This window comes from endosymbiont of unidentified scaly snail isolate Monju, from assembly GCF_000801295.1.
Lineage (GTDB): Bacteria > Pseudomonadota > Gammaproteobacteria > Chromatiales > Chromatiaceae > MONJU.
The window spans coordinates 1,701,815-1,727,657 of the sequence record NZ_AP012978.1 but is presented as its reverse complement, the minus strand read 5'-3'; the positions used below and the strand labels follow the sequence as shown (position 1 = coordinate 1,727,657).

23 protein-coding genes, 2 tRNA genes and 2 pseudogenes are annotated in these 25,843 nt (G+C 65.3%); 22 read left to right on the top strand and 5 right to left on the bottom strand.

Annotated elements, in window-relative coordinates; all coding sequences use genetic code 11:
• Window positions 1-13: 13 nt before the first annotated feature.
• The 5 genes from EBS_RS08320 to queF form a co-directional block, all read right to left on the bottom strand.
• Window positions 14-304 (bottom strand): hypothetical protein, encoded by a 291-nt coding sequence (locus EBS_RS08320; protein ID WP_043108213.1) that lies wholly within the window; start codon window positions 302-304, stop codon window positions 14-16.
• A gap of 76 nt (window positions 305-380) precedes the next feature.
• Window positions 381-692: a DUF2853 family protein gene (locus EBS_RS08315; RefSeq protein ID WP_043108211.1), complete on the bottom strand. Its 312-nt coding sequence runs from the start codon at window positions 690-692 to the stop codon at window positions 381-383.
• A 284-nt stretch (window positions 693-976) separates the two neighbouring features.
• Complete coding sequence (locus EBS_RS08310; RefSeq protein ID WP_043108209.1) at window positions 977-1,984, bottom strand: NAD-dependent epimerase; 1,008 nt, start codon at window positions 1,982-1,984, stop codon at window positions 977-979.
• Between the two features lie 24 nt (window positions 1,985-2,008).
• Window positions 2,009-3,292: an FGGY-family carbohydrate kinase gene (locus tag EBS_RS08305; RefSeq protein ID WP_043108208.1), complete on the bottom strand. Its 1,284-nt coding sequence runs from the start codon at window positions 3,290-3,292 to the stop codon at window positions 2,009-2,011.
• Between the two features lie 4 nt (window positions 3,293-3,296).
• Complete coding sequence (queF, locus tag EBS_RS08300; RefSeq protein WP_043109523.1) at window positions 3,297-3,686, bottom strand: preQ(1) synthase; 390 nt, start codon at window positions 3,684-3,686, stop codon at window positions 3,297-3,299.
• Window positions 3,687-3,929: 243 nt separating this feature from the next.
• Between queF and smc the strand changes: the two genes are divergently transcribed.
• The 22 genes and pseudogenes from smc (at window position 3,930) to ahbB (EBS_RS08195) (ending at window position 25,839) form a co-directional block, all read left to right on the top strand.
• Window positions 3,930-7,430: a chromosome segregation protein SMC gene (gene smc, locus EBS_RS08295; RefSeq protein ID WP_043108205.1), complete on the top strand. Its 3,501-nt coding sequence runs from the start codon at window positions 3,930-3,932 to the stop codon at window positions 7,428-7,430.
• A gap of 10 nt (window positions 7,431-7,440) precedes the next feature.
• Complete coding sequence (locus tag EBS_RS08290) at window positions 7,441-8,151, top strand: cell division protein ZipA (protein ID WP_043108204.1); 711 nt, start codon at window positions 7,441-7,443, stop codon at window positions 8,149-8,151.
• The gene (gene ligA / locus EBS_RS08285; protein ID WP_043108203.1) at window positions 8,148-10,373 is read left to right on the top strand and encodes an NAD-dependent DNA ligase LigA; all 2,226 of its coding nucleotides are present in this window, start codon (window positions 8,148-8,150) and stop codon (window positions 10,371-10,373) included. The genes EBS_RS08290 and ligA overlap by 4 nt, the downstream gene beginning before the upstream one ends.
• Before the next feature lie 406 nt (window positions 10,374-10,779).
• Window positions 10,780-10,855: transfer RNA gene (locus EBS_RS08280), tRNA-Ala, on the top strand.
• A 71-nt stretch (window positions 10,856-10,926) separates the two neighbouring features.
• Window positions 10,927-11,002, top strand: a tRNA-Glu gene (locus tag EBS_RS08275).
• A gap of 244 nt (window positions 11,003-11,246) precedes the next feature.
• A complete protein-coding gene (locus EBS_RS08270; protein ID WP_231892876.1) occupies window positions 11,247-12,332 on the top strand; it encodes an SH3 domain-containing protein in 1,086 nt (361 codons plus the stop codon).
• A 252-nt stretch (window positions 12,333-12,584) separates the two neighbouring features.
• Window positions 12,585-12,944: a hypothetical protein gene (locus EBS_RS08265; RefSeq protein WP_043108201.1), complete on the top strand. Its 360-nt coding sequence runs from the start codon at window positions 12,585-12,587 to the stop codon at window positions 12,942-12,944.
• A gap of 124 nt (window positions 12,945-13,068) precedes the next feature.
• Window positions 13,069-14,895 (top strand): copper resistance system multicopper oxidase, encoded by a 1,827-nt coding sequence (locus EBS_RS08260; RefSeq protein WP_043108200.1) that lies wholly within the window; start codon window positions 13,069-13,071, stop codon window positions 14,893-14,895.
• 12 nt (window positions 14,896-14,907) lie between these two features.
• Window positions 14,908-15,627 (top strand): copper resistance protein B, encoded by a 720-nt coding sequence (locus EBS_RS08255; RefSeq protein WP_043108199.1) that lies wholly within the window; start codon window positions 14,908-14,910, stop codon window positions 15,625-15,627.
• A gap of 15 nt (window positions 15,628-15,642) precedes the next feature.
• On the top strand, window positions 15,643-16,191 hold the full coding sequence (locus tag EBS_RS08250) for a cupredoxin domain-containing protein (protein WP_043108198.1): 549 nt from the start codon (window positions 15,643-15,645) through the stop codon (window positions 16,189-16,191).
• 64 nt (window positions 16,192-16,255) lie between these two features.
• Window positions 16,256-16,744 carry a DUF411 domain-containing protein gene (locus EBS_RS08245; protein ID WP_043108196.1) on the top strand — a complete coding sequence of 163 codons (489 nt, stop codon included), beginning with the start codon at window positions 16,256-16,258 and terminating at the stop codon, window positions 16,742-16,744.
• 11 nt (window positions 16,745-16,755) lie between these two features.
• The gene (locus EBS_RS08240) at window positions 16,756-17,268 is read left to right on the top strand and encodes a c-type cytochrome (RefSeq protein WP_070104728.1); all 513 of its coding nucleotides are present in this window, start codon (window positions 16,756-16,758) and stop codon (window positions 17,266-17,268) included.
• 27 nt (window positions 17,269-17,295) lie between these two features.
• Window positions 17,296-17,499 (top strand): heavy-metal-associated domain-containing protein, encoded by a 204-nt coding sequence (locus tag EBS_RS08235; RefSeq protein WP_043108194.1) that lies wholly within the window; start codon window positions 17,296-17,298, stop codon window positions 17,497-17,499.
• Entirely contained in the window at window positions 17,499-17,981 is a 483-nt protein-coding gene (locus tag EBS_RS14875; protein WP_331711221.1) for a cation transporter, read from the top strand. Before EBS_RS08235 ends, EBS_RS14875 begins: the two co-directional genes overlap by 1 nt.
• Window positions 17,978-19,615 (top strand): copper-translocating P-type ATPase, encoded by a 1,638-nt coding sequence (locus EBS_RS08230; RefSeq protein WP_171816218.1) that lies wholly within the window; start codon window positions 17,978-17,980, stop codon window positions 19,613-19,615. Before EBS_RS14875 ends, EBS_RS08230 begins: the two co-directional genes overlap by 4 nt.
• A gap of 183 nt (window positions 19,616-19,798) precedes the next feature.
• Window positions 19,799-21,526 (top strand): annotated as a pseudogene (locus EBS_RS08225) (cytochrome D1 domain-containing protein).
• A gap of 79 nt (window positions 21,527-21,605) precedes the next feature.
• Window positions 21,606-22,349: pseudogene (gene cobA, locus EBS_RS08220) on the top strand (uroporphyrinogen-III C-methyltransferase); the annotation flags it as partial.
• A gap of 173 nt (window positions 22,350-22,522) precedes the next feature.
• Entirely contained in the window at window positions 22,523-22,657 is a 135-nt protein-coding gene (locus EBS_RS14980) for a c-type cytochrome (RefSeq protein WP_408065686.1), read from the top strand.
• Window positions 22,654-23,823 (top strand): cytochrome D1 domain-containing protein, encoded by a 1,170-nt coding sequence (locus EBS_RS08210; RefSeq protein WP_043108193.1) that lies wholly within the window; start codon window positions 22,654-22,656, stop codon window positions 23,821-23,823. Before EBS_RS14980 ends, EBS_RS08210 begins: the two co-directional genes overlap by 4 nt.
• 2 nt (window positions 23,824-23,825) lie before the next feature.
• A complete protein-coding gene (locus EBS_RS08205) occupies window positions 23,826-24,299 on the top strand; it encodes an AsnC family transcriptional regulator (RefSeq protein WP_043108191.1) in 474 nt (157 codons plus the stop codon).
• Window positions 24,296-24,847, top strand: coding sequence for a siroheme decarboxylase subunit beta (ahbB, locus tag EBS_RS08200; RefSeq protein ID WP_052199631.1), 552 nt, complete (start codon window positions 24,296-24,298; stop codon window positions 24,845-24,847). The genes EBS_RS08205 and ahbB (EBS_RS08200) overlap by 4 nt, the downstream gene beginning before the upstream one ends.
• Window positions 24,844-25,839, top strand: coding sequence for a siroheme decarboxylase subunit beta (gene ahbB / locus EBS_RS08195; RefSeq protein ID WP_043108190.1), 996 nt, complete (start codon window positions 24,844-24,846; stop codon window positions 25,837-25,839). Before ahbB (EBS_RS08200) ends, ahbB (EBS_RS08195) begins: the two co-directional genes overlap by 4 nt.
• The last annotated feature ends 4 nt before the right edge of the window (window positions 25,840-25,843 follow it).

The window sequence follows — 25,843 nt, the reverse complement described above, 5'->3', positions numbered from 1 at the left end:
TCGGCGATCGATCTCAGGGGTTGACCAGGGAGGAGTCGGGTTCGTGGTCGGGATTGAAATCGGGTGGAACGACCTTGGGTGAATCGACGAACATGACCAGGCCGTTGCGTTCGACGATCAGACGGCGTACGAGCAGATAGGCGACCGCGTCATCGACCCACTGGCGCCCGTATTCATCGACATCATTGATGTCGTACCACCATTCGCTATCGATCTTGCAGTGCTCGCACTCCCATTCGATATCGTGGCGTGCAGCCGCATCGGCGATGCGCGTCTTCAGTTCGTCGAATTCCTTTTCGTTCACCGTATTTCTCCCGGCTGGAGATATCGCCGCCGGCCGTTCGGGACACTTCCATTACCCGAAACGGGGCGGCGAGTCTTCAGAGGTCGCTGAGCTTGTCCAGTTTCTGTGCGACCAGGTAGTAGAAGGTGACGCGCTCTTTCTGCCGGTCGCCCTTCATCTGCTCGCACACCTCGCCAATGACCTTGTCGGCGGTGTCGGCATCGACGCCCAGCTTTTTCATGGCCCACTTTTCGCGCACACGGTCCAGCTCGGACTTGTCGGAGCATGAGACCAGTGCGGCGTCGCGGCTGCTGCGCAGGGCAATACCCAGGTGCTTGACGATCTTGTCCACCACGGCGGCATCGGCGTTGGCATCGTAGCGTTTAACATCGGCGAGGTAATCGGCCATTCTTCTTTCCTTGACTTTGTTGGATGTGTGGGTGAGTGATGGCCGGTCTGGAGTACCGAGGACGGTTTCACAGGACAGGCCGTAAGCAGCCACTACTTTAATGCCTGCGCAAGGCGGAGGCATGCCGCCGGGCGTCGTGATCCAACAACACCCGGCCGTCGGGAAAGAGCCGGATGCATGGAGTCCGATGGTTGAGTCGGGTCGGTCGTTGAAAGATCGAATCTTTCGATGGCCTGTGGGGACCCCCGGCAAGTGCTTCTCTCGCCAGGGGGATTTCCTTCCTGTCAGACCTGATAGTAATCCCTGTACCACTCGACAAAGCGCGCCACGCCTTCCTCCACGCTGGTGTCGGGCTTGTAGCCGAATTCGCGTACCAGATCGTCCACGTCGGCATAGGTGTCGGGCACGTCGCCGGGTTGCAGCGGCAGCAGTTCCTTTTCGGCCTCGCGGCCCAGGCATTTCTCCAGTGTCTGGATGTAGTGCATCAACTCCACTGGCCGGTTGTTGCCGATGTTGTACAGCCGCCAGGGGGCGCGGCTGCTGGCGTTGTCGGGGTGGTCGGAATCCCAGTCGGGGTTGGGCGGAGCCGGGCGGTCGAGCACGCGGATGACGCCCTCGACGATGTCGTCGATATAGGTGAAATCACGCCGGTGCTTGCCGTAGTTGAACACCGGGATGGGTTCGCCGGCGAGGATCTTGCGCGTGAACAGGAACAGCGCCATGTCGGGCCGCCCCCAGGGGCCATAGACGGTGAAGAAGCGCAGGCCGGTGGTGGGGATGCCATACAGATGGCTGTAGGTATGGGCCATCAGTTCGTTGGCCTTCTTGCTCGCCGCATACAGGCTGACCGGGTGGTTGACGTTGTCGTGTACCGAGAAGGGCATGCGCGTGTTCGAGCCGTATACCGAGCTGGATGAGGCATACACCAGGTGTTCCACTTCGCACTGGCGGCAACCTTCGAGGATGTTGCCGAAGCCGACCAGGTTGCTGTCGATGTAGGCCGCCGGGTTCTCGATGGAATAGCGCACCCCGGCCTGGGCGGCGAGGTTGACCACCCGGTCGGGGCGATACTTCGCGAAGGTCTCGGCCATGGCTTCGCGGTCCTCGATGCGTGCGCGCACGTCGGTGAAGCCGGGATAGGCCAGGGTGCGGCGCAGGCGCGCCTCCTTGAGCGAGACGTCGTAGTAGTCGTCCAGGGCATCCACGCCGATGACCTCGTCACCGCGCTCGAGCAGGCGCAGGGCGAGTTGGTTGCCGATGAAACCGGCGCTGCCGGTGATCAATACACGCATGGGGTATTTCCTTGGCTGTGAGACTCAGGCGCCCGATCCTAGCAGACCGGCGGCGAGGCGCGCAGTGCCGCAGGCGGCCTCGGTGCAGTCCGCTGTCACCACCGGTACGCCCAGCAGACGCTCGCGGATGGCGCGCCAGGTCGCGTTGACCGCCCCGCCGCCACTGGTGAGTACCCGGCTCGGCCAGGGCGCGCCCAGTTCATGCAGGCGGCGGTAGCCTTCGCGCTCGATGCGCGCGATGCCTTCGAGCAGGCCGTGCAGAAAGCGCACGTCGTCGGCGGGACGAGGGGCGATGCGCGGCAGCCTTGCCGGGTCGTTGACAGGAAAGCGCTCGCCCGGCGCCGGCAGGGGATAGTAGTCCAGGCCGCTGTCGGTCTGCGGGTCGATGCGTTCACTCAGAGTGGACAGGGTGTCCTCGTCGAAGAACTGCCGCAGCACCGCGCCGCCACTGTTGGAGGCGCCGCCGACCAGCCAGCGATCGCCCAGGCGGTGGCTGTAGACGCCGTATTCCGGGGCGAATACCGGTCGCGTGGAGAGCACCTTGAGAACCAGGGTGGAGCCCAGCGCGGTACTGGCCTCGCCGATGTCGCGGATGCCGGTGGCCAGGGTGGCGGCATTGCTGTCGGTGGTGCCGGCGAGCAGGCGCACCGGCCGTTCGCAGCCCCAGCGATCGCGCAGTGCCGGGGTGAGGTCGCCGATGGCCTGACCCACCGGGACCACCCGGGGCAGCAGGCGTGCCGGCACGCCGGTTTGTGTCAGCCAGTCCGGCCAGCGCCGTGTCACCGGGTCGTAACCGAGCTTGAGGCTGTTGTTTTCGTCGCTCAGGCCGAGGGGGGCGCCCAGGCGGTGAGCGATCCAGTCGGCCTGGTGCAGCGCATGGGCGGCCTGCCCGGCACCGTCTTCGAGTCGGAGCAGCAGCTTGGCCAGGGCCGAGCTGGGGTTGTGCACTGCCGCCTGTGGCGGGGCGATTGCTGCCAGCCGCTCGGCTTGCGCACGGGCGCGGCGGTCGTCATACATCCAGGCCGGCCCCAGCGGTTCGCCGTCCCGATCGACCAGCAGCAGGGTGCCGGAGGTGCCGTCCACGGCGATGCCCGCCAGCGCGCGGCGGCAGTCGGCGGGGAGGGCGTCCACCACCTCCAGCACCGCCTGCCACCAGTCGTCCGGGCGTTGTTCGGAACAGCCTGTGCAGGGGTGGGTGGACGGCGGCAGGGGGACGGCGGACTGTGCGTGCACCGTGCCGGCGGCATCGATCACGCAGGCGCGTACCCCGGAGGTGCCCAGGTCGATGCCGAGGAACAGGGGGGTCACCGCCTCAGGGCAGGCGCACCGGCTCCGGGGCGGCCCAGGCCGGGTCGCGATACTCGGCCACCACCGTGGTGTAGATGCCGCCGCGCACGTTGAAGTCGGCGGTCAGGCGCATGAAGCGCGGCCGGGTCGCGGCCACCAGATCGTCGAGGATGCGGTTGGTCACCGCCTCGTGGAAGGCGCCCTCGTCGCGGAATGACCAGACGTAGAGCTTGAGCGATTTGAGTTCCACGCACAGCCGGTCGGGGACGTACTCGATGTGCAGTTCGGCAAAGTCCGGTTGCCCGGTTTTGGGGCACAGGCAGGTGAATTCCGGTACCCGGATGCGGATGGTGTAGTCGCGTTCGGGCTGCGGGTTGTCGAAGGTTTCGAGATCCTTGCTGGGCGATGAGGGCATGGTGGCCACCGGTGACGGATACGGAAACCGCGCATTATAGGCGCCTGGGGGGCATGCGGGCCAAGGGCAGCGTTGTATGGTCTTCCCCGCCCTGCGGGTGAGTGGCGCTTCTCCAGGCCGGGGCGGGTGTCGGGGTATTTAAAAAATTGACTTTAATTCAATTGCTTACGACCTTTCGGTCAGGTCCGGGCGCGCCGGGGCGCCGCTTGTGCCACTGCTGGTGCTTCTGTATCTTTGCGGCCCATGCGACTGGAAAAGATAAAACTCGCGGGATTCAAGTCCTTCGTCGATCCCACCACGGTGCATTTCCCGAGCAACCTGGTGGGCATCGTGGGTCCCAACGGCTGTGGAAAATCCAACGTGATCGACGCCGTTCGCTGGGTGATGGGCGAGAGTTCGGCGAAGATGCTGCGTGGCGAGTCGATGGCGGATGTCATCTTCAACGGCTCGTCCACGCGCAAGCCGGTGGGCATGGCGAGCATCGAGCTGATCTTCGACAACAGCGATGGCAGCGCTGGTGGTCAGTACGCCCAGTATGCGCAGATCTCGGTCAAGCGCCAGGTCTCGCGCGACGGCCAGTCGCAATACTTCCTGAACGGTGTGCGCTGTCGCCGGCGTGACATCACCGACCTGTTCCTGGGCACCGGCCTGGGGCCGCGAAGCTATTCCATCATCGAGCAGGGCATGATCTCGCGCATCATCGAGGCCCGGCCCGAAGAGTTGCGGGTCTATCTCGAGGAGGCGGCGGGTATCTCCAAGTACAAGGAACGCCGGCGCGAGACCGAGAACCGCATTCGCCATACCCGCGAGAACCTGGAACGCCTGGACGATGTGCGCGAAGAGGTGCAGAAGCAGTTGTGTCACCTCGAGCGCCAGGCAGCCACTGCCGAGAAGTACAAGACCCTCAAGGACGAAGAGCGTCGGGTGCGCGCCGAGTTGCTGGCCTTGCGCCTGTCGTCGATGCAAGACGACGTGGCGCAACGTGACCGCCGCATCAACGAGCTGGAGACCGCACTGGAGGCAGCGATCGCGCGCCAGCGCGAGGTCGAGGCCGAGATCGAGCAGCAGCGCGAGGCGCATGGCGGGGCCAACGAGCACTTCAACGAGGTGCAGGGCCGTTTCTATGCCATCGGCTCGGAGATCGCGCGCCTGGAGGAGGCCATCCAGTATGCTCGCGAGGCGCGTCGCCAGCAGGAGCTCGATCTGCAACAGGCCGAGCGCGCGCTGGCCGAGGCGCGTGAACTGGGACAGCAGGACCAGAGCCGCCTGCAACAGCTCGCCGAGGAACTGGAGCGCGACCGCCCGCGCCTGGAGGAGGCGCGCATGGCCGAGGAGGCCGCGCGCGAGCAGCTGGCGGCCGCCGAGGAGGCGATGGCGGCCTGGCAGGCCGAGTGGGACCGCTTCAACGAACAGGTCAACGAGCCGGCGCAGCAGGCGCAGGTCGAGCGCACCCGCATCAATCACTTCGAGCAGCAGGAACAGCAGTTGCGGCGGCGCATCGAGCGCAACCAGGAAGAGCAGCGCCGCCTGTCCGATATCGAGCTGGAGGCCGAGATTCGCGAGCTGTTGCGTCGCGAGGAAGAGGCCGAGGCGGCACTGGCCGAGGCGCGCGAACAGACCGAGCAGGCGCGCGAGGACATCGAGCAGGCGCGTGGTGAGATCCAGCAGCGCCAGGACACGCTCGACCGCCTGCGTTCGGAGTTGCAGTCGCTCCAGGGGCGGCTGGCCTCCCTGCAGGCGCTGCAACAGGCGGCACGCGGCGAGGACGATGAGGCGCTCAACGACTGGCTCTCACGGCAGGGGCTGGAAGGCGCGCGCCGCCTGCTCGAGGGCATCGAGGTCGAGGGCCGCTGGCAGCAGGCGGTGGAGGTGGCCCTGGGGCAGCACTTGCAGGCCGTGCTGGTGGATGACCTGGCGTCTCATGCCGGCGATGTCGAGGCCCTGCTGGCTGCCGGCGCACGACTGTTCGAGACCCGCGAAGGCCAGGCCGCTGCACGGCCGGGGACGCTCGCCTCGGTGGTGCGCGGTCCGGCGGGGCTGATCGGCATCCTCAATGGGATCTACCTGGCCGACGATCTGGAGCAGGCCCTGACGCGTCGCGACGAGCTGGGCGAGAGCGAGTCCTTGATCACCCCCGAAGGCGTGCTGGTGGGCAATGGCTGGCTGGCCGCGGCGCGGGGCAACGAGGCCGAGCGGGGCGTGCTGGCGCGCGAGCGCGAGATCCGCGAGCTCAGTGAACGCGAACAGGAGCTGGCGCCGCGCATCGAGGAGCTGGAGCGCCTGCTGGCCGAGGCGCGCGAGCGCCTGCGCCAGGCGGAGCGGGCGCGCGAGGAGGCACAGGCGCGGCAGGATGCCGGCGCGCGCGCCCTGGCCGACATCAAGGCCCTGCTCTCGGGCAAGCAGGCGCGTGCCGAGCAGATTCGCCAGCGCCTGGGCGGTCTGGAAGAGGAAGCCGCCGAGCTGCAGCAGCAGTTGCAAGAAGGTGCGGAACAGATCGAGGCGGCGCGCGAGCGCCTGCACGCGGCACTGGCGCGGGTGGACGAACTGGACCGTCGGCGCGAATCGCTGCAGGCCGAACGCGAACGCCTGCGCCAGCGCCTCGAAGAGGCACGCCAGGCCGCGAACGCACGGCATGCCGAGGTGCACGAACTGGCCTTGCGCATCGAGTCCATCCGCAGCACCGAGGACTCGCTGAGGTCCGGCATCGACCGGGTGCATTCGCAGGTCGCGCAGCTCGAGCAGCGGGTGGCCGAGCTGCGCGAGGCGCTGGAGCAGAGCAAGGCGCCGATGGGCGAGCAGCAGATCCAGCTCGAGACCCAGTTGCAGGAGCGCGTCGCCGTGGAGGCCCGGCTGGCCGAGGCGCGCAAGGCCCTGGAAGGCATCGATCATCGGCTGCGCGAGCTGGAACAATCGCGTCACGGCGTGGAGCAGCAGGTGCAGGAGACGCGTATCGCCCTCGATCAGGCACGCATGGCCCGCCAGGAGATCGTGGTGCGTGCCGGTACCCTGCGCGAGCAGCTGGGCGAGACTGGATTCGAACTCGCGGCGTTGCTCGAGGAGATGCCCGAAGGCGCCAGTGTGCAGGCCTGGCAGGCGCGTGCCGAGCAACTGACCACGCGCATCCAGCGTCTGGGGCCGATCAACCTGGCGGCCATCGACGAATTCCGTGAGCAGAGCGAGCGCATGGAATACCTGGACCGCCAGCATGAGGACGTGACCAAGTCGCTGGAGACGCTCGAAGAGGCCATCCGCAAGATCGATCGCGAGACCCGAACCCGTTTCAAGGAGACCTTCGACAAGGTCGATACCGGCTTCAAGGAGCTGTTCCCCAAGCTGTTCGGTGGCGGCCATGCCTACCTGGAGCTGACCGGGGACGATCTGCTGGATACCGGGGTGACGGTGATGGCGCGCCCGCCGGGCAAGCGCAATTCCTCCATTCACCTGCTGTCTGGCGGCGAGAAGGCGCTGACCGCGGTGGCGCTGGTGTTCTCCATCTTCCGCCTCAATCCGGCCCCCTTCTGCATGCTCGACGAGGTGGATGCGCCGCTGGATGACGCCAACGTGGGTCGTTATTCGCAACTGGTCAAGGAGATGTCCGAGCACGTGCAATTCATCTTCATCACCCACAACAAGGTGACCATGGAGATTGCCAACCAGCTGATGGGCGTGACCATGCACGAACCGGGAGTCTCCCGACTGGTCTCGGTGGACGTGGAAGAGGCTGCCTCGCTGGCGGCGGTGTGACGGGGACGCCATGGACGCGACGACGCTGCGCCTGATCCTGCTCGGCATGGGCGTGCTGCTGGTGGTGGGCATCTACCTCTGGGATCGCTACCAGCGACGCCAGTGGCGGCCACGGCAGGCACGCCGGCGCCAGCGACGGACTGCGGTGGAGCCCTCGCTCGGCGAGCCGGTGGTGCGCGAGCGTTGGGAGGACACCGATCCCGACAACGAGACCCAGCTCTCGATGGACCTGGCGTTCAATGCCGAGGCGGAGAGCGATTACCTGCACATCGACCCCGCGCTGCTCGACGAGGTGCCGCGCCTGATCCTGCAGATCGTGGTGATGAGCAAGGGCGAGCCTTTCACCCTCGAACAGGTGCGCCAGGCCGCGAAATCGACCGACATGCGCTACGGCGCCATGAACATCTTCCACCGCGAGAACGACCGCGGTCAGGTGCTGTTCAGCCTGGCCAATGTGCTCGAGCCCGGCACCTTCCCGAAGAAGGCGGACCCGGATTTCTCCACCCCCGGCCTGGTGCTGTTCACCCAGTTGCCCGGCGTGCAGGACGGCATGGCCATCTACAGCGACATGCTGTTCACCGCCGAGCGCCTGGTGGCCCTGCTCGATGGCGAGCTGCGCGACGAGGCGCGCAACCCGCTCACCCGCCAGGCCATCGAGCACACACGTGACCGGATACTGGAACACCGCCGCAAGATTCAGCTGCTCCGGAGCCGACATTGAGCGACGACATCCGCCAGCGCATCGAGGCCCTGCGCCGCGAGATCGACTACCACAACTACCGTTACTACGTGCTCGACGATCCCGAGATCCCGGATGCCGAGTACGACCGCCTGATGCGCGAGCTGCAGGCGCTGGAGGCCGAACACCCGGAACTGGTCACTCCCGATTCGCCGACTCAGCGGGTGGGCGCGAAGCCCCTGTCGGCCTTCGCCGAGGTGCGCCACGCGGTACCCATGCTGTCGCTGGACAACGCGTTCAGCGACCAGGAGCTCGACGACTTCGACCGCCGGGTGCGCGAGCGCCTGGGGATGCAGCGCGTCGATTACTCGGCCGAACCCAAGTTCGATGGCCTGGCGATCAGCCTGCGCTACGAGCGGGGCGTGCTGGTGCAGGGCGCGACCCGTGGCGACGGCCACGTCGGCGAGGACGTGACCCAGAACGTGCGCACCATCCGCGCCGTGCCACTGCGCCTGATCGGCGAAGGCTGGCCCGAGGTGCTCGAGGTGCGCGGCGAGATCGTGATGCCCAAGAGCGGTTTCGAGGCGCTCAACCGGCGTCAGCTCGAGCGTGGCGAGAAGCCCTTCGCCAACCCGCGTAATGCGGCTGCCGGCAGCCTGCGCCAGCTCGGTTCCCGGGTCACTGCCGAGCGGCCGCTGACCTTCTTTGCCTACGGAGTCGGCGAGGTGGTCGGTCATCCCATGCGCGAGACCCACAGCGGCAATATGGCCCTGCTGCGCGACTGGGGGCTGCCCATCCCGCGCGAGCTCGAATCATGTGCGGGCATCGATGCCTGCCATGCCTACTATCGGCGCATGCTCGAGCGGCGGCCCGAACTGGACTACGACATCGACGGCGTGGTCTACAAGGTCGACCGCCTCGACTGGCAGCAGGCGCTGGGTTTCGTGGCGCGTGCGCCGCGCTGGGCCATCGCGCGCAAGTTTCCTGCCGAGGAGGCGCTCACCGTGGTCGAGGACGTGGACTTCCAGGTCGGGCGCACCGGCGCGCTCACGCCGGTCGCGCGACTCAAGCCGGTATTCGTCGGCGGGGTCACGGTGAGCAACGCCACCCTGCACAACATGGACGAGGTCGAATGCAAGGACATCTGGGTTGGTGACACTGTCATCGTGCGTCGCGCCGGCGATGTCATCCCCGAGGTGGTGCGCAGTCTGCCCGAACGCCGGCCTGCCGGTGCTCGCCGCGTGGTGCTGCCCGCGCAGTGCCCGGTCTGCGGCTCGGCGGCGATCCGTCCCGAGGGCGAGGCCATTGCGCGTTGTTCCGGCGGCCTGTTCTGCCCGGCGCAGCGCAAGGAGGCGATCAAGCACTTCGCCTCGCGCAAGGCCATGGACATCGAGGGCCTGGGCGACAAGCTGGTCGAACAACTGGTGGATCGCGGCCTGGTCGAGACCCCGGCCGATCTCTACCAGCTCACCCGTGAACAACTGATCGGCCTGGAGCGCATGGGCGAGAAGTCGGCCGACAACCTGCTGGCCGCGCTTGCGCGTTCCCGGGAGACCACCCTGGGCCGTTTCCTGTTCGCCCTGGGTATCCTCGGCATCGGCGAGACCATGGCCGGGGTGCTGGCGCAGACATTGGGATCGCTGGAGGCGATCCGCTCGCTGACCCTGAGCGACCTGGTCGAGATCCGCCCCAGCCAGGCCAGGGCCCTGCATGCGGCCCTGGAAGCTGCCGGGCTGGCGCCGGATACCCCGACCGCCCGGGCGCCGCCGCCACAGGGCTTGAAGTGGTGCCGGCCGGTGCATCTGGCACTGCTCGCCGAGCGTTTCCCGACGCTGGGCGAGCTGCTCGATGCCGGGCCCGAGGCACTGGCCAACACGCCTTCGGTACGCATCGAGGGGGTGGGCGAGGTGCTGGCCGAGAAGATCGTCACCTTCTTCCGCCAGCCACACAACAACGAGGTCATCGACGCCCTGCTCGAAGCGGGGGTGCACTGGCCCGACCCCGCCGGCGAACGCGCTGCCGAACAGCCGCTGGCCGGACTCACCTTCGTGCTCACCGGCAAGCTGGGTCGTCCCCGAGACCACTACAAGCAACGCCTGCTGGCGCTGGGTGCGAAGGTCTCCGGCAGCGTGTCGAAAAAGACCGACTATGTCGTCGCCGGCGAAGACCCCGGCAGCAAGCTCGACAAGGCGCAATCTCTCGGCGTGAGTGTGATCGACGAGGCGCGGTTGCTGGCGTTGCTGGGCGAGCCGGCGGAAGGATGAGCGGGACCGGCACACGCCGTATGCCGGGAGGCCGGAGCGTTTCGAAGCCGTCCGCAGAGGGTTTGCCACGAAGGGCGCAAAGGGCACGAAGGTAATGCTTGCATGGACACCGCCCGGCAGGAGCGGGGTCTCCGCCGCGAACCTTCGGCTGTGCTCCAGGGCCGGCAATAAAACCCTGTGCCCTCTGTGGTCGACCCCGCGCGCGGTGTCCGAGGTTTCTTCTGGATAATTCCTGTGTCCTTGGCGTCTTTGCGGTTTCTTCCGATTCCCTCTTGAAATAGAAAAAAACTTGGGTATCATGCGCGCCCGTTCAAGGCGCAGGTCGCCTCGCGGAGGAGCCGGGAAAACCGCTCTCGGGGGCTGGACAAGTGCAGGCTCCTGCACTAAGATTCGCGCCTCGCTCGACGGGGCCATAGCTCAGCTGGGAGAGCGCAACACTGGCAGTGTTGAGGTCGGCGGTTCGATCCCGCCTGGCTCCACCAAAAACAATTCGGAAAAGGTTTCTGTAAACAATTCGGAAAAGGTTTCTGTAAACAATTCGGAAAAGGTTTCTGTCCCGTTCATCTAGAGGCCTAGGATCCCAGCCTTTCACGCTGGTTACAGGGGTTCGACTCCCCTACGGGACGCCAACAGGACCCGGCAGTGGCGACACGGCCGGGTTTTTTCTTGCGCAGCGTCAGGGAAGGCGCTTCCCTTCATCGCGGACTGGTTCACGCTTTCGCGGCATCCTGCTACAGATTGCCGGGAAATGTCCGTCTTCGTGAACGTATTCACTCATGGGCGGCATGTTGTTGCACTAGGATTCGCCGTCAGATCCCGAAAAGTCTCCTCAACATGGTGGGCACAATGAAAATGCGGATGGTCAGCGGTTTGGTGTTATCGACAGCCTTCGTGCTCGGCGGCTGTGTCAATACGCCGCAATATTCGCTGGTCAAGGACGGAGATGAAGCCCAGAAGGCCGGCATGTTCGACCAGGTGAGCTATCGCATCTATCTCGAGCCCAACTTTCGGACACCGGAGTGTGTCGCCGTGCTGCCGCTCGAGGTTGCTCCGGAAGCAAGCGATGCGATTTCGTTTGATTATCTGCCGAGCGTGGATGCCCGAAAGGCGGGCGAGGTAGATCACTCGCTGGAGTTTCCCCAGTCCACTGTCGCCAAGGTGGGGCAGGACGGCAAGGCGAAGAAGAAGGCTGCGCCCCGTGCCTACCGGTTGCGTTTCGAGGCGGCCGACAAGCAGCGTCTGGTGCGCAGCATGCTCTATGGCTTCGTGAGTGCTCATGCCCCCAAGGATATCGAACTCGGTCTGATCGACCGGGCGACTGGTGGCAAGCCGGTAAGTGGCGCCAGGGCACTGAGGGCGGTTGCGAAGCGTGTCGGTTGTGACTGGCTGCTGACCGGCCGCATCACCGACTTCAATGTCGATTTTCTTGGCGTGTATTCCAGTATCCGCATTGGTGCCGATCTCGAACTGGTGCGTGCCAGTAGCGGCAAGCGGGTCTGGACTGGCCGGCATGTTGCTCAGGGACGAGCCGGTTCGGTGCCCTTGACGCCGATCGACCTGGCCGTTGGTGCGCTCAAGGCGGTCAGCAACCTCGAACCCGATCAGCTCGAGGGCGTGGCGGCGGACCTGGCACGTCGCCTGGTACGGACCATGCCGCTCGAGGCCAACAACCCCTTCCTGCTGGCTTCCAATATGGCCAATGCGGCTTCGCACGTGGCTTCCGACATCGGTCAGGGGCTTGATCGCCTGTACCGCGTGGTGGCAGAGAGTCTCAACCTGCGCGAGGGGCCGGGTATCAACTACAAGGTGCGCAAGGTGTTGCGCGGGTCCGAAGAGGTCTCGTTCATCGATCATGCCAAGCGCCCCGGCTGGTGTCGCGTACGTACCCGTGATGGCCAGGTCGGCTATGCCGCCGTGCGTTATCTCAAGCCGGTGTCGCCAGCAGGGCAGGGTAGCTAGGGAACCTCTGATCAACTCATGAGACGGCATCTTGCGGCGCCAAATCGCCCGGTTCTGCGTTGCCGATCTTCGCAATAGCAGGCTATTCCATGCGATTGGCGCCTTGAACTGACGCCTTTCGGTCGGCGATCTCATCGTTCCAGAATGATTCAGCGTTTCCCTGGTCAGTCCTGCAGTTTCGCCTTCGGGGAACTTTTTACGTCATGTCCGGTCTTCTTTGCCAGCGCGATCTCGAACTGGTAATCTGATGCCATGGCGTGTTTCCTTCGACAGTCCGTTTGTCTGCTGCTGGCCCTGGTAGTGGGGCTGATGCCGTTGACTGCGGCTCTTGCCGCCGGTGGCGTTGCGAGTGGTATGCCCTCGACGGTGGACCATGTCGCAGGTGTGCAGGCCGACAAGGTGGACGGCATGGTAGGTGATTGCCAGCAATGCACGGATCAGTGCTGCGAGCAGGGTGTGTGCAGCGGCATCAGCTGCGGCGCCTGCGTGGCCGGCATCCTGCCCGGTGCCATCGAGGTGGCGGTGCTTGTACCGGCACATACCAGCGTGGTTGATTTGCCAACCGCGGTCCCCTGTCATCCTTCCGTTCTTTATCGCCCCCCCCGGGCCTGATTTCCTCTATCGTAGTAACGCCATCCCGATCGGGATGGGAGAACTTCATGTGTCCGGCCACATCCATGAACAGGCCGTGGACACGTGCAATAACCGAGGAAGTCTTGAACAGTCGAATCCATTGATGCCCTTCGTGGGCGATCATCTTTCGTTTACACGTCGTCGTTTCGTGCAGGGCGTGGCCGCTGGCAGCGCGCTGCTGGGCCTGGGGCTGCACGCAGCGCCGACCCGTGCCGAACAGCTGCAGGCACGGTTGGGGCCCAAGGTCCTGAGCGGTACCCGTTTCGATCTCACCTACAGCCCGTTGAAGGTGAACTTCACCGGCAAGGAGCGCTTTGCCACCGCCATCAACGGCTCGGTGCCGGCGCCCATCCTGCGCTGGAAGGAAGGCGATACCGTCACCCTCAAGGTGACCAATAACCTGGCCGAGGACGCCTCCATCCACTGGCACGGCATCATCCTGCCCAGCGACCAGGATGGGGTGCCGCATGTCTCCAACGGTTTCAAGGGTATCCGCCCGGGAGAAAGCTTCACCTACCGTTTCCAGGTGCAGCAGAGCGGTACCTACTGGTATCACAGCCATTCCGGGTTCCAGGAGCAGACCGGTGCCTATGGCGTGATCGTCATCGATCCGAAAGAGCCCGAGCCCTTCACCTACGATCGCGATTATGTGGTCATGCTCTCGGACTGGAACGACGAGGATCCGAGCCGCATCTATGCCAAGCTCAAGAAGCTGTCCGACTACTACAATCGCCGCGAGCGTACCCTGAGTGACGCCCTTGCCGACATCGACAAGATGGGCTGGGAAGGTTTTCTCAATGCCCGCCAGATGTGGAACGAGATGCGCATGTCCGATCGCGACATCTCGGACGTTACCGGCTACACCTACACCTTCCTGATGAATGGCGTGGCGCCTGCCGACGGCTGGCTGGGCCTGTTCAAGCGTGGTGAGCGGGTGCGCCTGTGCTTCGTCAACGGCTCGGCCATGACCTTCTTCGATGTACGCATCCCCGGGCTGAAGATGACCGTGGTGGCGGCCGACGGCCAGTATATCGAGCCGGTCACGGTGGATGAGTTCCGCATGGGAGTGGCCGAGACCTATGACGTCATCGTGGAACCGAGCGACGATCGCGCCTACACCATCTTTGCCCAGGCCATCGATCGCAGTGGCTATGCACGCGGCACCCTGACCCCTGATCCGGCTCTGACTGCAGAGGTGCCGGAGATGGACCCGGCGCCCATCCTGGGGCACATGGACATGGGCATGGACATGGGCATGGACATGGGCATGGACATGGGCATGATGGGCCACGGCATGCATGGCATGAACCACGGTGGCATGAAGATGGGCCACGACATGTCCGGCATGCAGCACGGTGGCATGAAGCAGCGGCTTCCCATGGGGTCGGGGCCCGCGGGTTATGGCAGCAAGCGTCCCGTGGTGCATGCGCCGACCGAGTACGGACCGCATATCGACATGCGCGCCGACGCTGCCCGTTACCGCCTCGACGATCCCGGTATCGGATTGCGCGACAACGGCCGACGGGTGCTGACCTATGCCGATCTGCGCAACCTGGGCAAGACACCGGATCCGCGCGAGCCCGAACGCGAAATCGATCTGCATCTCACCGGCAACATGGCGCGTTACATGTGGTCGATCAACGGGGTCAAGTACGCGGATGCCGAGCCCATCCACATGAAGTACGGCGAGCGTCTGCGCATCAATCTCATCAATGACACCATGATGAACCACCCCATCCACCTGCATGGCATGTGGAGCGACCTGGAGACCGGCGATCCTGACCACATCCCGCGCAAGCACACGGTGATCGTGCAACCCGGCGCCCGCATCAGCTACCTGGTCACGGCAGATGCCATGGGTGGCTGGGCCTATCACTGCCACTTGCTGTACCACATGGCCGGCATGTTCCGCAAAGTCATCGTGAGCTGAGGAGAGAGCACCATGAAGAAGTTCAAGAAGACCCTGCTGTCCCTGCTGTCCCTGCTGGCGATGGCGACCCTGAACCCGGTGGCCCAGGCGGCCATGGAGGACGATCCGACGCTCGCCAAGGTGATGATCAATCAGCTCGAGCACCGTTATACCGATGGCCCCGATCCGCTGGTGCTCGAGGGCGAGGCCTGGATCGGAAAGGATCTGCACAAGGCCTGGTTCAAGATCGATGCGGCACGCGTCAATGGCAAGACCGAGGAACTGGAGGTGCAGGCACTCTACAGCCGGGCGGTAGCGCCCTTCTGGGACCTGCAGGTGGGGCTGCGCCAGGATTTCCGACCCAAACCGGACCAGACCTGGTTGGCTCTCGGTCTCAAGGGACTGGCGCCCTACTGGTTCGAAACCGATGTGGCTGCCTTTGTCAGCGACGAAGGTCAGTTCGTCTTGCGTGGCCAGTTCGAGTACGAACTGCTGTTCACCCAGCAGCTCATTCTCTCGCCCGAGGTGACGTTCAACCTCTATGCCCGCGACGACAAGAAGCGGGATATCGGCGCCGGATTGGCGGACATGCAAGCCGGTCTGCGCCTGCGCTACGAATTCGTACGTGAGTTCGCGCCTTACGTCGGCGTCAACTGGAACCGCAAGTTCGGTGAGACTGCGGGCCTGGCACGAGCAGCCGGCGAGAAGGCGGACGATGTGCAGTTCGTGATTGGTATTCGTGCCTGGTTCTGATACAGGAGGAGAGAGATGAACAACAAGCTATTGTTGGTGCTGGCCGGGATGCTCCTGGGTGGCGGTGTTCTGGCCGGAGGGTCTCACGAGGGCGGGCATGGGCACGAGAGTGGCCATGCCGAAGGGCATGGACATGCCGCCATGCACGCACACGCGGAAGGTGGGCATGACGACGATCACGGACGCAGTGCGGTCGGTCGCCCAGGTGACCCGGCGCGAGTGGATCGCGTGATCGCGGTGGACCTGCTCGATGCCATGCGTCTGGACTTCAAGACGCCCTTCACCGCTCGTCCTGGTGAGACGGTGAAGTTCGTGGTCACCAACCGGGGAAGCATCCGCCACGAGTTCTCCATTGGCAGCGCCGCGGAGCAGGCGGCCCATCGCGAGATGATGCGTCGCATGCCCGGAATGGTGCATGCCGATGGCAATACCGTCACCGTGGAGCCTGGCCAGACTCGCGAGCTGGTGTGGACTTTCGACGGGCAGGACGAAATCGTCTTCTCCTGCAATATCCCGGGACATGCCGAGGCCGGCATGTCCCGTACCGAGCGGCTCGTCCGCTGACCAGGGGACGGCACCGGGGGTGGTCCCCGGTGCCGTCACATGCCGAACAGAAGAGGAATGCCTCATGTCCAAGTCATCGAACAGGAAGACGGGCTGGCGCAACGGTATCGTGCTGGCCGCCGGTCTGGCCATCGTCGGCGGCAGCGCCGCCTGGTTGCTCGGATCGCAATCGGCGGCTGCGGCCGACATCGTCGTCTACAAGGACCCCAGCTGCGGCTGTTGCCGCCAGTGGGTGGATTACATGCGCGATGCCGGTTATTCGGTCGAGGCGCGCAACACCCGTAACCTGCCGGCGATCAAGGAAGAGCACGGGGTGCCAAACCGGGCGAGGTCCTGCCACACTGCCATCGTGGGTGGTTATTTCATCGAGGGACACGTGCCGGCGGCCGATGTGCGGCGCCTGTTGACCGAACGTCCCGATATCCGCGGATTGAGTGCACCGGGCATGCCCATGGGATCGCCCGGCATGGAGGTGCCGGGACAGGCACCGCAGCCCTACCAGGTACTCGCCATCGCCAACGATGGCAAGGCGACGGTCTTCGCTTCACATTGAAGGAGAGGCACATGAATCATCGATTTCGACTGGGCGCTTTCTCCGCCCTGCTGCTACTGGCTGGTGTGGCGACTGCCGCCGGTTCCCAACGCTGGTACTCGGAGGCCCAGTTGCGACAGGGTGAGCAGGTGTTTCAGCAGCATTGTGCGAGCTGTCACGGCCAGCAGGCCGAGGGTACTCCGGACTGGCGCAAGGCCGGGCCGGACGGCAAGTATCCGCCACCGCCCCTGAACGGCACGGCCCATGCGTGGCATCATTCGCTGAAGGTGCTGCTGCGGCAGATCCGCATGGGGGGACAGAAGCTGGGTGGTACCATGCCGGGCTTCGCAGGCAAGCTCAGTAACGAGGAGATGCTGGCGGCGATCGCCTGGTTCCAGTCCAAGTGGCCGGATCGGATCTATGCGATCTGGGAAGAGCGCAACCGCCCGCGCGCCAGCGGGCAGGGTGGACTCCGGGCGCCGATCCCGGCGGCCAGTCTGGAAGACCTGAGTCGGGCGAAGCAGCGCCTGCAACCGCAACAATAGTCTTGTTGACGCAACGAGGAGCAGACAATGGAAAAGACGTTCGAGATCCAGGGGATGAAGTGCATGGGTTGCGTGTCGGCCGTCAAGAAGGCGGTCGAGGGCCTGTCCGGGGTGACGACCGTCGAGGTCGATCTGGATAGCGGCCGGGCCACCGTTTCCGGTGACTTCGATCCCGCCCAGGTGGCGCAGGCCATCACCGATGCCGGGTATCCTGCAAAGGCCGCCGACTGATGAGCGATCCGGTCCGGCTCTCAATCAACGGCATGGCCTGTGCAGGCTGTGTCACCGCAGTTGAAGACGCGCTCAAGGCGGTGCCGGGGGTGAGCTCGGCGGTGGTCAACCTGGGTGAGCGCACCGCGCTGGTCGAGGGCGAAGGGGTGTCCGCCGATGCCCTGATCGAAGCGGTGCGCAAGGCCGGCTACGATGCCGCCGAACTGCGCGGCCTGGACGACGAGAGCGAGAAGGAAGAACGCGAGCTGGCCGAGTACCGCCGTCTCTGGTGGCGCGCTCTGGTGGCCGGCGGCATCGGCCTCGGGCTGTTCGTCGCCGGTTTCGCCGGCTGGCTGCCGCCCGTGGATCAGGGGCAGGGGGTCTGGCTGGTGATCAGCGTGATCACCTTCGCGGTGCTGTCCACCGTGGGTGGCCATTTCTTCCGCGGAGCGTTCGCCAGTCTGAAGGCCGGGCGCGGCATGCCTATTTCGATGCCGCGTTGATCATCATCGGTCTGGTGTCGCTTGGTTCGGCGCTGGAGAGCAAGGCGCGCGGCAAGACCTCGCTGGCGATCAAGCGCCTGATCGGCCTGCAACCGCGCACCGCGCGGGTGATCCGCAACGGCAAGGAGCTGGATCTGCCGGTCGAGGAGATCGGTCTGGACGAGACCATCCGTATCCGCCCGGGCGACCGCATCCCGGTCGATGGCGAGGTCATCCAGGGCAGTTCGCATGTCGATGAATCCATGCTCACCGGCGAGCCCATGCCGGTGGCCAAGCAGGTGGGCGATACCGTCTATGGCGGTACGCTGAACACCCAGGGCAGTTTCCTGATGCGCGCCACGCGCATCGGCCGCGATACCGCGCTGGCGCACATCATCGAACTGGTCCGCCAGGCACAGGCCAGCAAGCCGCCCATCGGCCGCCTGGTGGACAAGGTGGCGGCGGTATTCGTGCCGGTGGTGGTGAGCGTGGCGGTGATCACTTTCTTCGTCTGGTATCGCTTCGGTCCCGAACCGCAACTCGCCTACGCGGTGGTCACCGGCATGACGGTGCTGGTGATCGCCTGTCCCTGTGCCCTGGGCCTGGCGACACCGATCTCCATCATGGTTGGCGTGGGCAAGGCGGCAGAACACGGCATCCTGATCCGCAATGGCGAGGCCCTGCAACGTGCCGGGCAGCTCGACACCGTGGTGTTCGACAAGACCGGCACCCTCACCGAGGGGCGGCCGCAGGTGGTTGGCGTACAGGCAGTGGCCGGCGTGGACCAGGACGAGCTGCTGGGGATTGCCGTTGCCCTGGAGACGGGCTCGGAACATCCGCTGGGTCAGGCGATCGTCGAACATGGCCAGGCGCAGGATCTGGAACCGGCTGCGGTCGAGGAATTCGAGGCGATCTCGGGCGCGGGCGTGCGCGGACGGGTGGCAGGTCGTGCCTGTCTGATCGGCAACCGGCGCCTGATGGACGAGAACGGCATCGCTGTCGACGCCCTGCTGGACGAGGTGGAACGGCGCGCGGGCGAGGGCGAGACGCCTATGTTCGTGGCCTGCGAAGGGCGCCTGCTGGGCATCATCAGTGTGGCCGACCGGGTACGCGACGAGGCCGCCGAGGCAGTGCGGCGTCTGCACGAACTGGACATCGAGGTGGTGATGCTCACCGGTGACAACCGGCACACTGCCGAGGCGGTCGCCGCGCGCATCGGCATCGACCGGGTACTCGCCGAGGTGCTGCCCGGCGACAAGCGTGACGAGGTCGCGCGCCTGCAGCAGCAGGGCAAGGTGGTGGCCATGGTGGGCGACGGCATCAACGATGCGCCGGCGCTGGCCCAGGCCGACGTGGGAATTGCCATCGGCCAGGGGACGGATGTCGCCGTCGAGGCCGCGGATATTGCTCTGCTGCGCAGTTCGCCGAGCAGCGTGGCCGACGCGGTGGCACTCTCTCGCGCCACCTTGCGCAATATCTGGCAGAACCTGTTCGGCGCCTTCGTCTACAACTCCCTGGGTATCCCGGTGGCTGCCGGGGTGCTCTATCCCTTCTTCGGCATCCTGCTCAGTCCGGTGATCGCCGCAGCGGCAATGAGCATGAGCTCGGTCACGGTGGTGAGCAACGCCCTGCGCCTGCGCCGCCTGCGCCTGTAGCCCTTCCAGTGACGGCCCCGGCTCGGGGCCGCGTCTTTGACCCACATCAAAGTGCCGCCGATTTCGGTATCGGCCTCTCATGTCCTTGACCATTGTCAAGGCGGGTTTCGGGGGCTGCTCGATACTTGACCATGACGCGACGTATCACGTCCATTCGCCCCTGCGGGGGCAGGAGAATCGAGCATGAAACCAGGAACCATAATTGGAAGTGCATTCTTCCTGTCATCGCTGGCGCTGGCGATGAACGTGGCGCTGGCCACGCAACATGCGCACCCCGGCTGCAGCAAGACGGAGATGAGCTACGAGGGCGCACCGAGCGCGATGAGTTCGGAGGGCACCAAGGACCTCATCGGGGGCGACGGGCCGCCCATGACCAAGGCCGAGTTCGCCGAGGCCAAGCGCATCTTCTTCGAGCGTTGCGCCGGTTGTCACGGCGTGTTGCGCAAGGGGGCCACGGGCAAGCCGCTGACACCCGACATCACGCGCAAGCGGGGCACCGAGTATCTCAAGACCTTCATCACCTATGGCTCGCCGGCCGGCATGCCCAACTGGGGGACGTCCGGGCAGTTGAGTCCCGCCCAGGTGGACATGATGGCGCGCTACCTGCAACACGAGCCGCCGGTGCCGCCCGAGTTCGGCATGAAGGAGATGAAGGCGACCTAGAAGGTGCTGGTACCGCCGGAGAAACGTCCCAAGAAACAGATGAACAACCTCAACCTGAGCAATCTGTTCTCGGTGACCTTGCGTGACGCTGGCAAGATCGCGCTGATCGACGGCGATACCAAGAAGATCGTTACCACCATCCAGACCGGTTACGCAGTGCACATCTCGCGCCTGTCGGCCTCTGGCCGTTACCTGTTCGTGATCGGACGGGATGCCAAGATCAACATGATCGATCTATGGATGAAGAAACCGCAGACGGTGGCCGAACTCAAGGTCGGCCTCGAGGCGCGTTCGGTCGAGACCTCCAAGTACAAGGGGTGGGAGGACAAATACGCGATCGCTGGCACCTACTGGCCGCCGCAGTACGTGATCATGGATGGCGAGACGCTCGAGCCGCTGAAGATCGTTTCGACGCGTGGCATGACGGTGGACACCCAGGAATACCATCCGGAGCCGCGCGTGGCGGCCATCGTGGCCTCGCACAAGCATCCGGAGTTCATCGTCAACGTCAAGGAGACCGGCAAGGTGCTGATGGTCAACTACGAGGACATCGACAACCTCAAGGTGACCACCATCGACGCCGCGCGTTTCCTGCATGACGGTGGCTGGGATGCTACCCAGCGTTACTTCCTGACCGCGGCCAACAACTCCAACAAGATCGTCGTCATCGATTCCCAGGACGACAAGCTGGTGAAGATGATCGAGGTCGGCAAGATCCCGCACCCCGGGCGTGGCGCCAACTTCGTCGATCCCAAGTATGGGCCGGTTTGGGCGACCAGCCACCTGGGTGACGACTCGGTCGCGGTGATCGGCACCGATCCCAAGGGACATCCGCAATATGCCTGGAAGATGGTGCGCAAGCTCAAGGGCCAGGGCGGCGGTTCGCTGTTCATCAAGACCCACCCGAAGTCGAAGCACCTGTACGTCGATACCGCGCTCAATCCCGATCCCAGGGTGAGCCAGTCAGTGGCGGTGTTCGACATCGACCACCTCGACCGCGGCTACAAGGTATTGCCCATCGCCGAATGGGCCAAGTTGGGTGACGGGCCCAAGCGGGTCGTTCAACCCGAGTTCAACAAGGCGGGCGACGAGGTCTGGTTCTCGGTGTGGAACGGCAAGACCCAGCAGTCGGCACTGGTGATCGTGGATGACAAGACGCTCAAGCCGAAGAAGGTGATCAAGGACAAGCGCCTGATCACGCCGACCGGCAAGTTCAATGTCTACAACACCATGCACGACATCTACTGAGACCATGGCGCGGGGGAGACCCCGCGCCCCCTGTTTCCAGCACGGGAGGTGACGAGAGCATGAAAGGCAAGCGCATCGTCTCCTCCAGGCAGCCGACGTGGTGGTCTACGACCGTCTGGTATCCCCCGCCATTCTCGACGAGATCCCCCCAGGGGTGTCGCGCATCCATGTCGGCAAGCGCAGCGGCCACCACGCCCTGTCCCAGGACGAGATCAACGCGCTGCTGGTTCGCCTGGCGCGTGGCGGGCGCGAGGTGGTACGGCTCAAGGGCGGTGATCCCTTCATCTTCGGGCGCGGCAGCGAGGAGGCCCTGTATCTGCGCCGGCATGGCATTCCCTTCGATGTGGTGCCCGGTGTCACCGCCGCGGCGGCGTGCAGTGCCTATGCCGGGGTGCCGCTGACCCATCGTGGCCTGAGCCGTGGCGTGCAGCTGGTGACCGGGCATTTTCGCGACGACGAGCCGATCGACCTGGACTGGCATGGCCTGGCCGATACGCGCAGCACCCTGGTGATCTACATGGGGCTATCCTCTCTGGGACGCATTCGCCGCGAACTGCTGGGCGCCGGCATGCCCACGAACACCCCGGCATTGGCCGTCCAGCACGGTACCACGCCGGCGCAGCGCCGGGTCGTCGGGACTCTCGGGGACATCGTCGAGCGGGTGGAAGAAGCCGGCCTCGGCGCGCCCCTGCTGGTGGTCATCGGCGAGACGGTGGCCCTGGCAAAGCAGCTCGACTGGTTTTCTCCCGATGCCATGGCGGCAGGCGGGTTTCTCAACGAGGCAATCACCCATGTGGCTCAGGATCGGCATCGTGGCATCTAGTCTTGTCGTCTCGGCGGCACTCGCCCAGTCGGCGACGCCGAGTGCGCAGCGCCAGGCGGTGCTCGAATCCATGTTGTTGCAGGATTGCGGCTCCTGTCACGGGCTGACGCTCAAGGGCGGACTGGGGCCGGCTCTGCGGCCGCAGGCGCTGGCCGGCAAGCCGCGCCAGTGGCCTGATCGACACCATTCGCAACGGCCGCCCCGGTACCGCCATGCCGCCCTGGGGGCCCATCCTCTCCGATGCGGACATTGCCTGGCTGGTCGACCGCCTGCTGCGCGGTGCTCCGGATACGGGGGCACGGCCATGAAGCGGTGGTGGCTCCTGCTGGTCCTGTTCAGCGGCCCCCTGTTTGCCGACGACTGCGCCCTGCGCGGGACCGGCGACCTGGCGATCGTCATCGAGCGCGCCGACGGCGCGGTGCAGATCGTCGAGACCACGCACAACACCGCCGTCGCCCGGGTCGAGGGGCTGGGCGACCTGTCGCATGCCTCGGTGGTGTACTCCCGTGACGGGCGTTACGCCTACGTGTTCGGGCGCGACGGCGGGCTGAGCAAGGTTGACCTGCTCTGCGCCCGGGTGGAGAAGCGGGTGATCCAGTCCGGCAACAGCATCGGCGGCGCCATCTCCCAGGACGGCCGCCTGATCGCGGTGTCCAACTACACCCCGGGTGGGGTCAAGGTGTTCGATGCCGACAGCCTGGAACTGCTGGCCGACATCCCCGCCACCTGGGGAGACGGGTTGCGCTCCAAGGTGATCGGCCTGGTGGATGCCCCCGGCAACCGCTTCGTGTTCAGCCTGTGGGATGCGGGCGAGATATGGATCGCCGACATGCAGGACCCTCGGCATCCCCGCATCACCCGTTTCAAGGACATCGGGCGCAATCCCTACGACGGCCTGATCACCCCCGACGGGCGTTACTACATCGCCGGCCTGTTCGGCGAGGACGGCATGGCCCTGCTCGACCTCTGGCATCCCGAGCGCGGGGGGCGCCGCATCCTCGACCACTATGGTCGTGGCGAGAAGAAGCTGCCGGTCTACAAGATGCCGCACCTGGAGGGTTGGGCGGTCGCCGGTGACCGCGCCTTCGTGCCCGCGGTGGGGCTGCACGCGGTGCTGGTGATCGACCTGCGCGACTGGCGCGAGCTGGCGCGCATCCCGGTATATGGCCAGCCGGTGTTCGTCGAGGCCCGTCCCGACGGACGCGAGGTGTGGGTCAACTTTGCCTTTCCGAACAACGAGAAGGTGCAGATCATCGATGTCGAGACCCTGAAGGTCAGCGACACCCTGGAGCCGGGCAAGGGCGTGCTGCACATGGAGTTCGAGCCATGTGGTGAGGAGGTGTGGATCTCGGTGCGCGACCGCGACCGGGTGCAGATCTACGACACGGCTAGCCACCGGCTGCTGCGCGAGCTGCCGGCACGCAAGCCCAGCGGTATCTTCATGGCGGCGCGCGCCCATCGGATCGGACTCTAGCCATGACGGCCACGGCCCAGGATACGCTCGACGCCATCGACCGCCGCCTGCTCGACGACTTCCAGCAGGACCTGCCGGTGGTGGAGCGCCTCTGGGCGGTGATGGCCGAGCAGCTGGGCATCGATGAGGAGGAGGTGCTCACGCGTCTGCGCCGTCTGCAGGCAGCCGGACTGATCAGTCGCGTGGGGCCGGTGTTCCGTCCCAATCGCATCGGCGTGAGCACCCTGGTGGCGATGGCCGTGCCGGAACAACGGCTCGAGGCGATCGCCGCCTGGATCAGCAGCCTGCCGGAGGTCAATCACAACTACGAGCGCGAGCATGACTTCAACCTGTGGTTCGTGGTCACCGCCGACGACCAGGCGCACCTGTGCTCGGTTCTCGCGCGCATCCAGCGTCATACCGGACTGGAGGTGCTGGAGTTGCCGATGCTCGAGGGCTATTTCATCGACCTGGGGTTTCGTCTGCAATGGACATGAGTACAGAACACGGCTTGATCGAAGACCCTCGGCAAACGGCATTGATTGCCGTCATCCAGGAGGGCCTGCCCCTGGTGCCCCGTCCCTGGGCGGTGATCGGGGCACGCCTGGGGATGAGCGAGGACGAGGTGATGCGCCGGGTGCGCTCCCCGCAGCGCGACGGCACCATCAAGCGTCTGGGCGTGGTGGTGCGCCACCGGCGCCTGGGCTATCGCGCCAATGCCATGGTGGTCTGGGATCTGCCGGACGAGCGGGTCGCCGAAGTGGGACATTGCTTCGGCCGATTCGACTTCGTCACCCTGTGCTACCGGCGGCCGCGCCGCCTGCCGGTCTGGCCCTACAACCTGTTCACCATGATTCACGGGCGTGATCGTGCCGAGGTACAAGCGCGGGTGGGCGAGCTGATCGTTGCCTGCGGCCTCGAGGAGGTGCCACATGCCGTGCTGTTCAGTCGTCGCAGCTTCAAGCAGCGCGGCGCACGCTATCGTTTTGTCGATCTGCCAGAAGCGCCGGCAGATTTGGTGGAGGCGGGGAGGGCGGTCTCGTGATCACGATCGATGACCGTGCCCGTGCCTTCATCAACCGTTTTCAGGGCGGCTTCCCTCTGGCCGAACGACCTTTCTCGATCGTCGCGGCAGACATCGGCCTGTCGGAGGTCGCCCTGATCCAACTCGTGGAACGTCTGCTCGAGGAGGGCCTGCTGTCGCGTTTCGGGCCGCTGTATGACGCCGAGGCCATGGGTGGTGGTCTCACCCTGGCGACCCTGAGCGTACCCGACTCCCTGTTCGATGCGGTGGCCGAACGGGTCAACGCCTTGCCCGAGGTGGCCCACAACTACCGCCGCGATCATCGGCTGAACATGTGGTTCGTGGTTGCCAGCTCCCGGCCCGATGGCGTCGCCCGCACACTGCGACGCATCCAGCACGAAACCGGTTTCCCGGTGTATGACTTTCCGCGCCGAAGGGCCTTCTATCTGGGACTGTGGCTGGAGCTGCGCGAAGACGGTTTTGTGAGCACGGTGCCGGTGCCCGGCGAGGTGGCATGCAAGTCCACGCTTTCCGTGCGCCTGGATACACTCGATCGCCTCCTGATCTCCGCCACCCAGGCGGGGTTGCCGCGCGTGGCGCGGCCCTACAGGGCGGTTGGCGAGGCCATAGGCATCGATGAAGAGCAGGTGATCGTGCGGCTGCAGCGCCTGCTCGATGGCGGGGTGATCCGGCGTATCGGAGCGGTGCCCAATCACTATCGCCTGGGACTGCGCGCCAACGGCATGACGGTCTGGGGCGTGCCCGAGCAGTGGACGGAAGAGCTGGGACAGCAGCTTGGCGGCATGGAGGCGGTGAGCCATTGTTACGAACGCCCGCGGCACTCGGGGATCTGGTCCTACAACCTGTTCGCCATGGTGCACGGGCACGACCGCCACGAAGTGCTCAACAAGATGGAGCGCCTGCGCTGCGAGCTCGGTGAGCCGGTGCGTGGCCACGAGGTGCTGTTCAGCACCGCCATACTCAAGAAGACCGGCATGCGCCTGGTCGCCTGAAGGG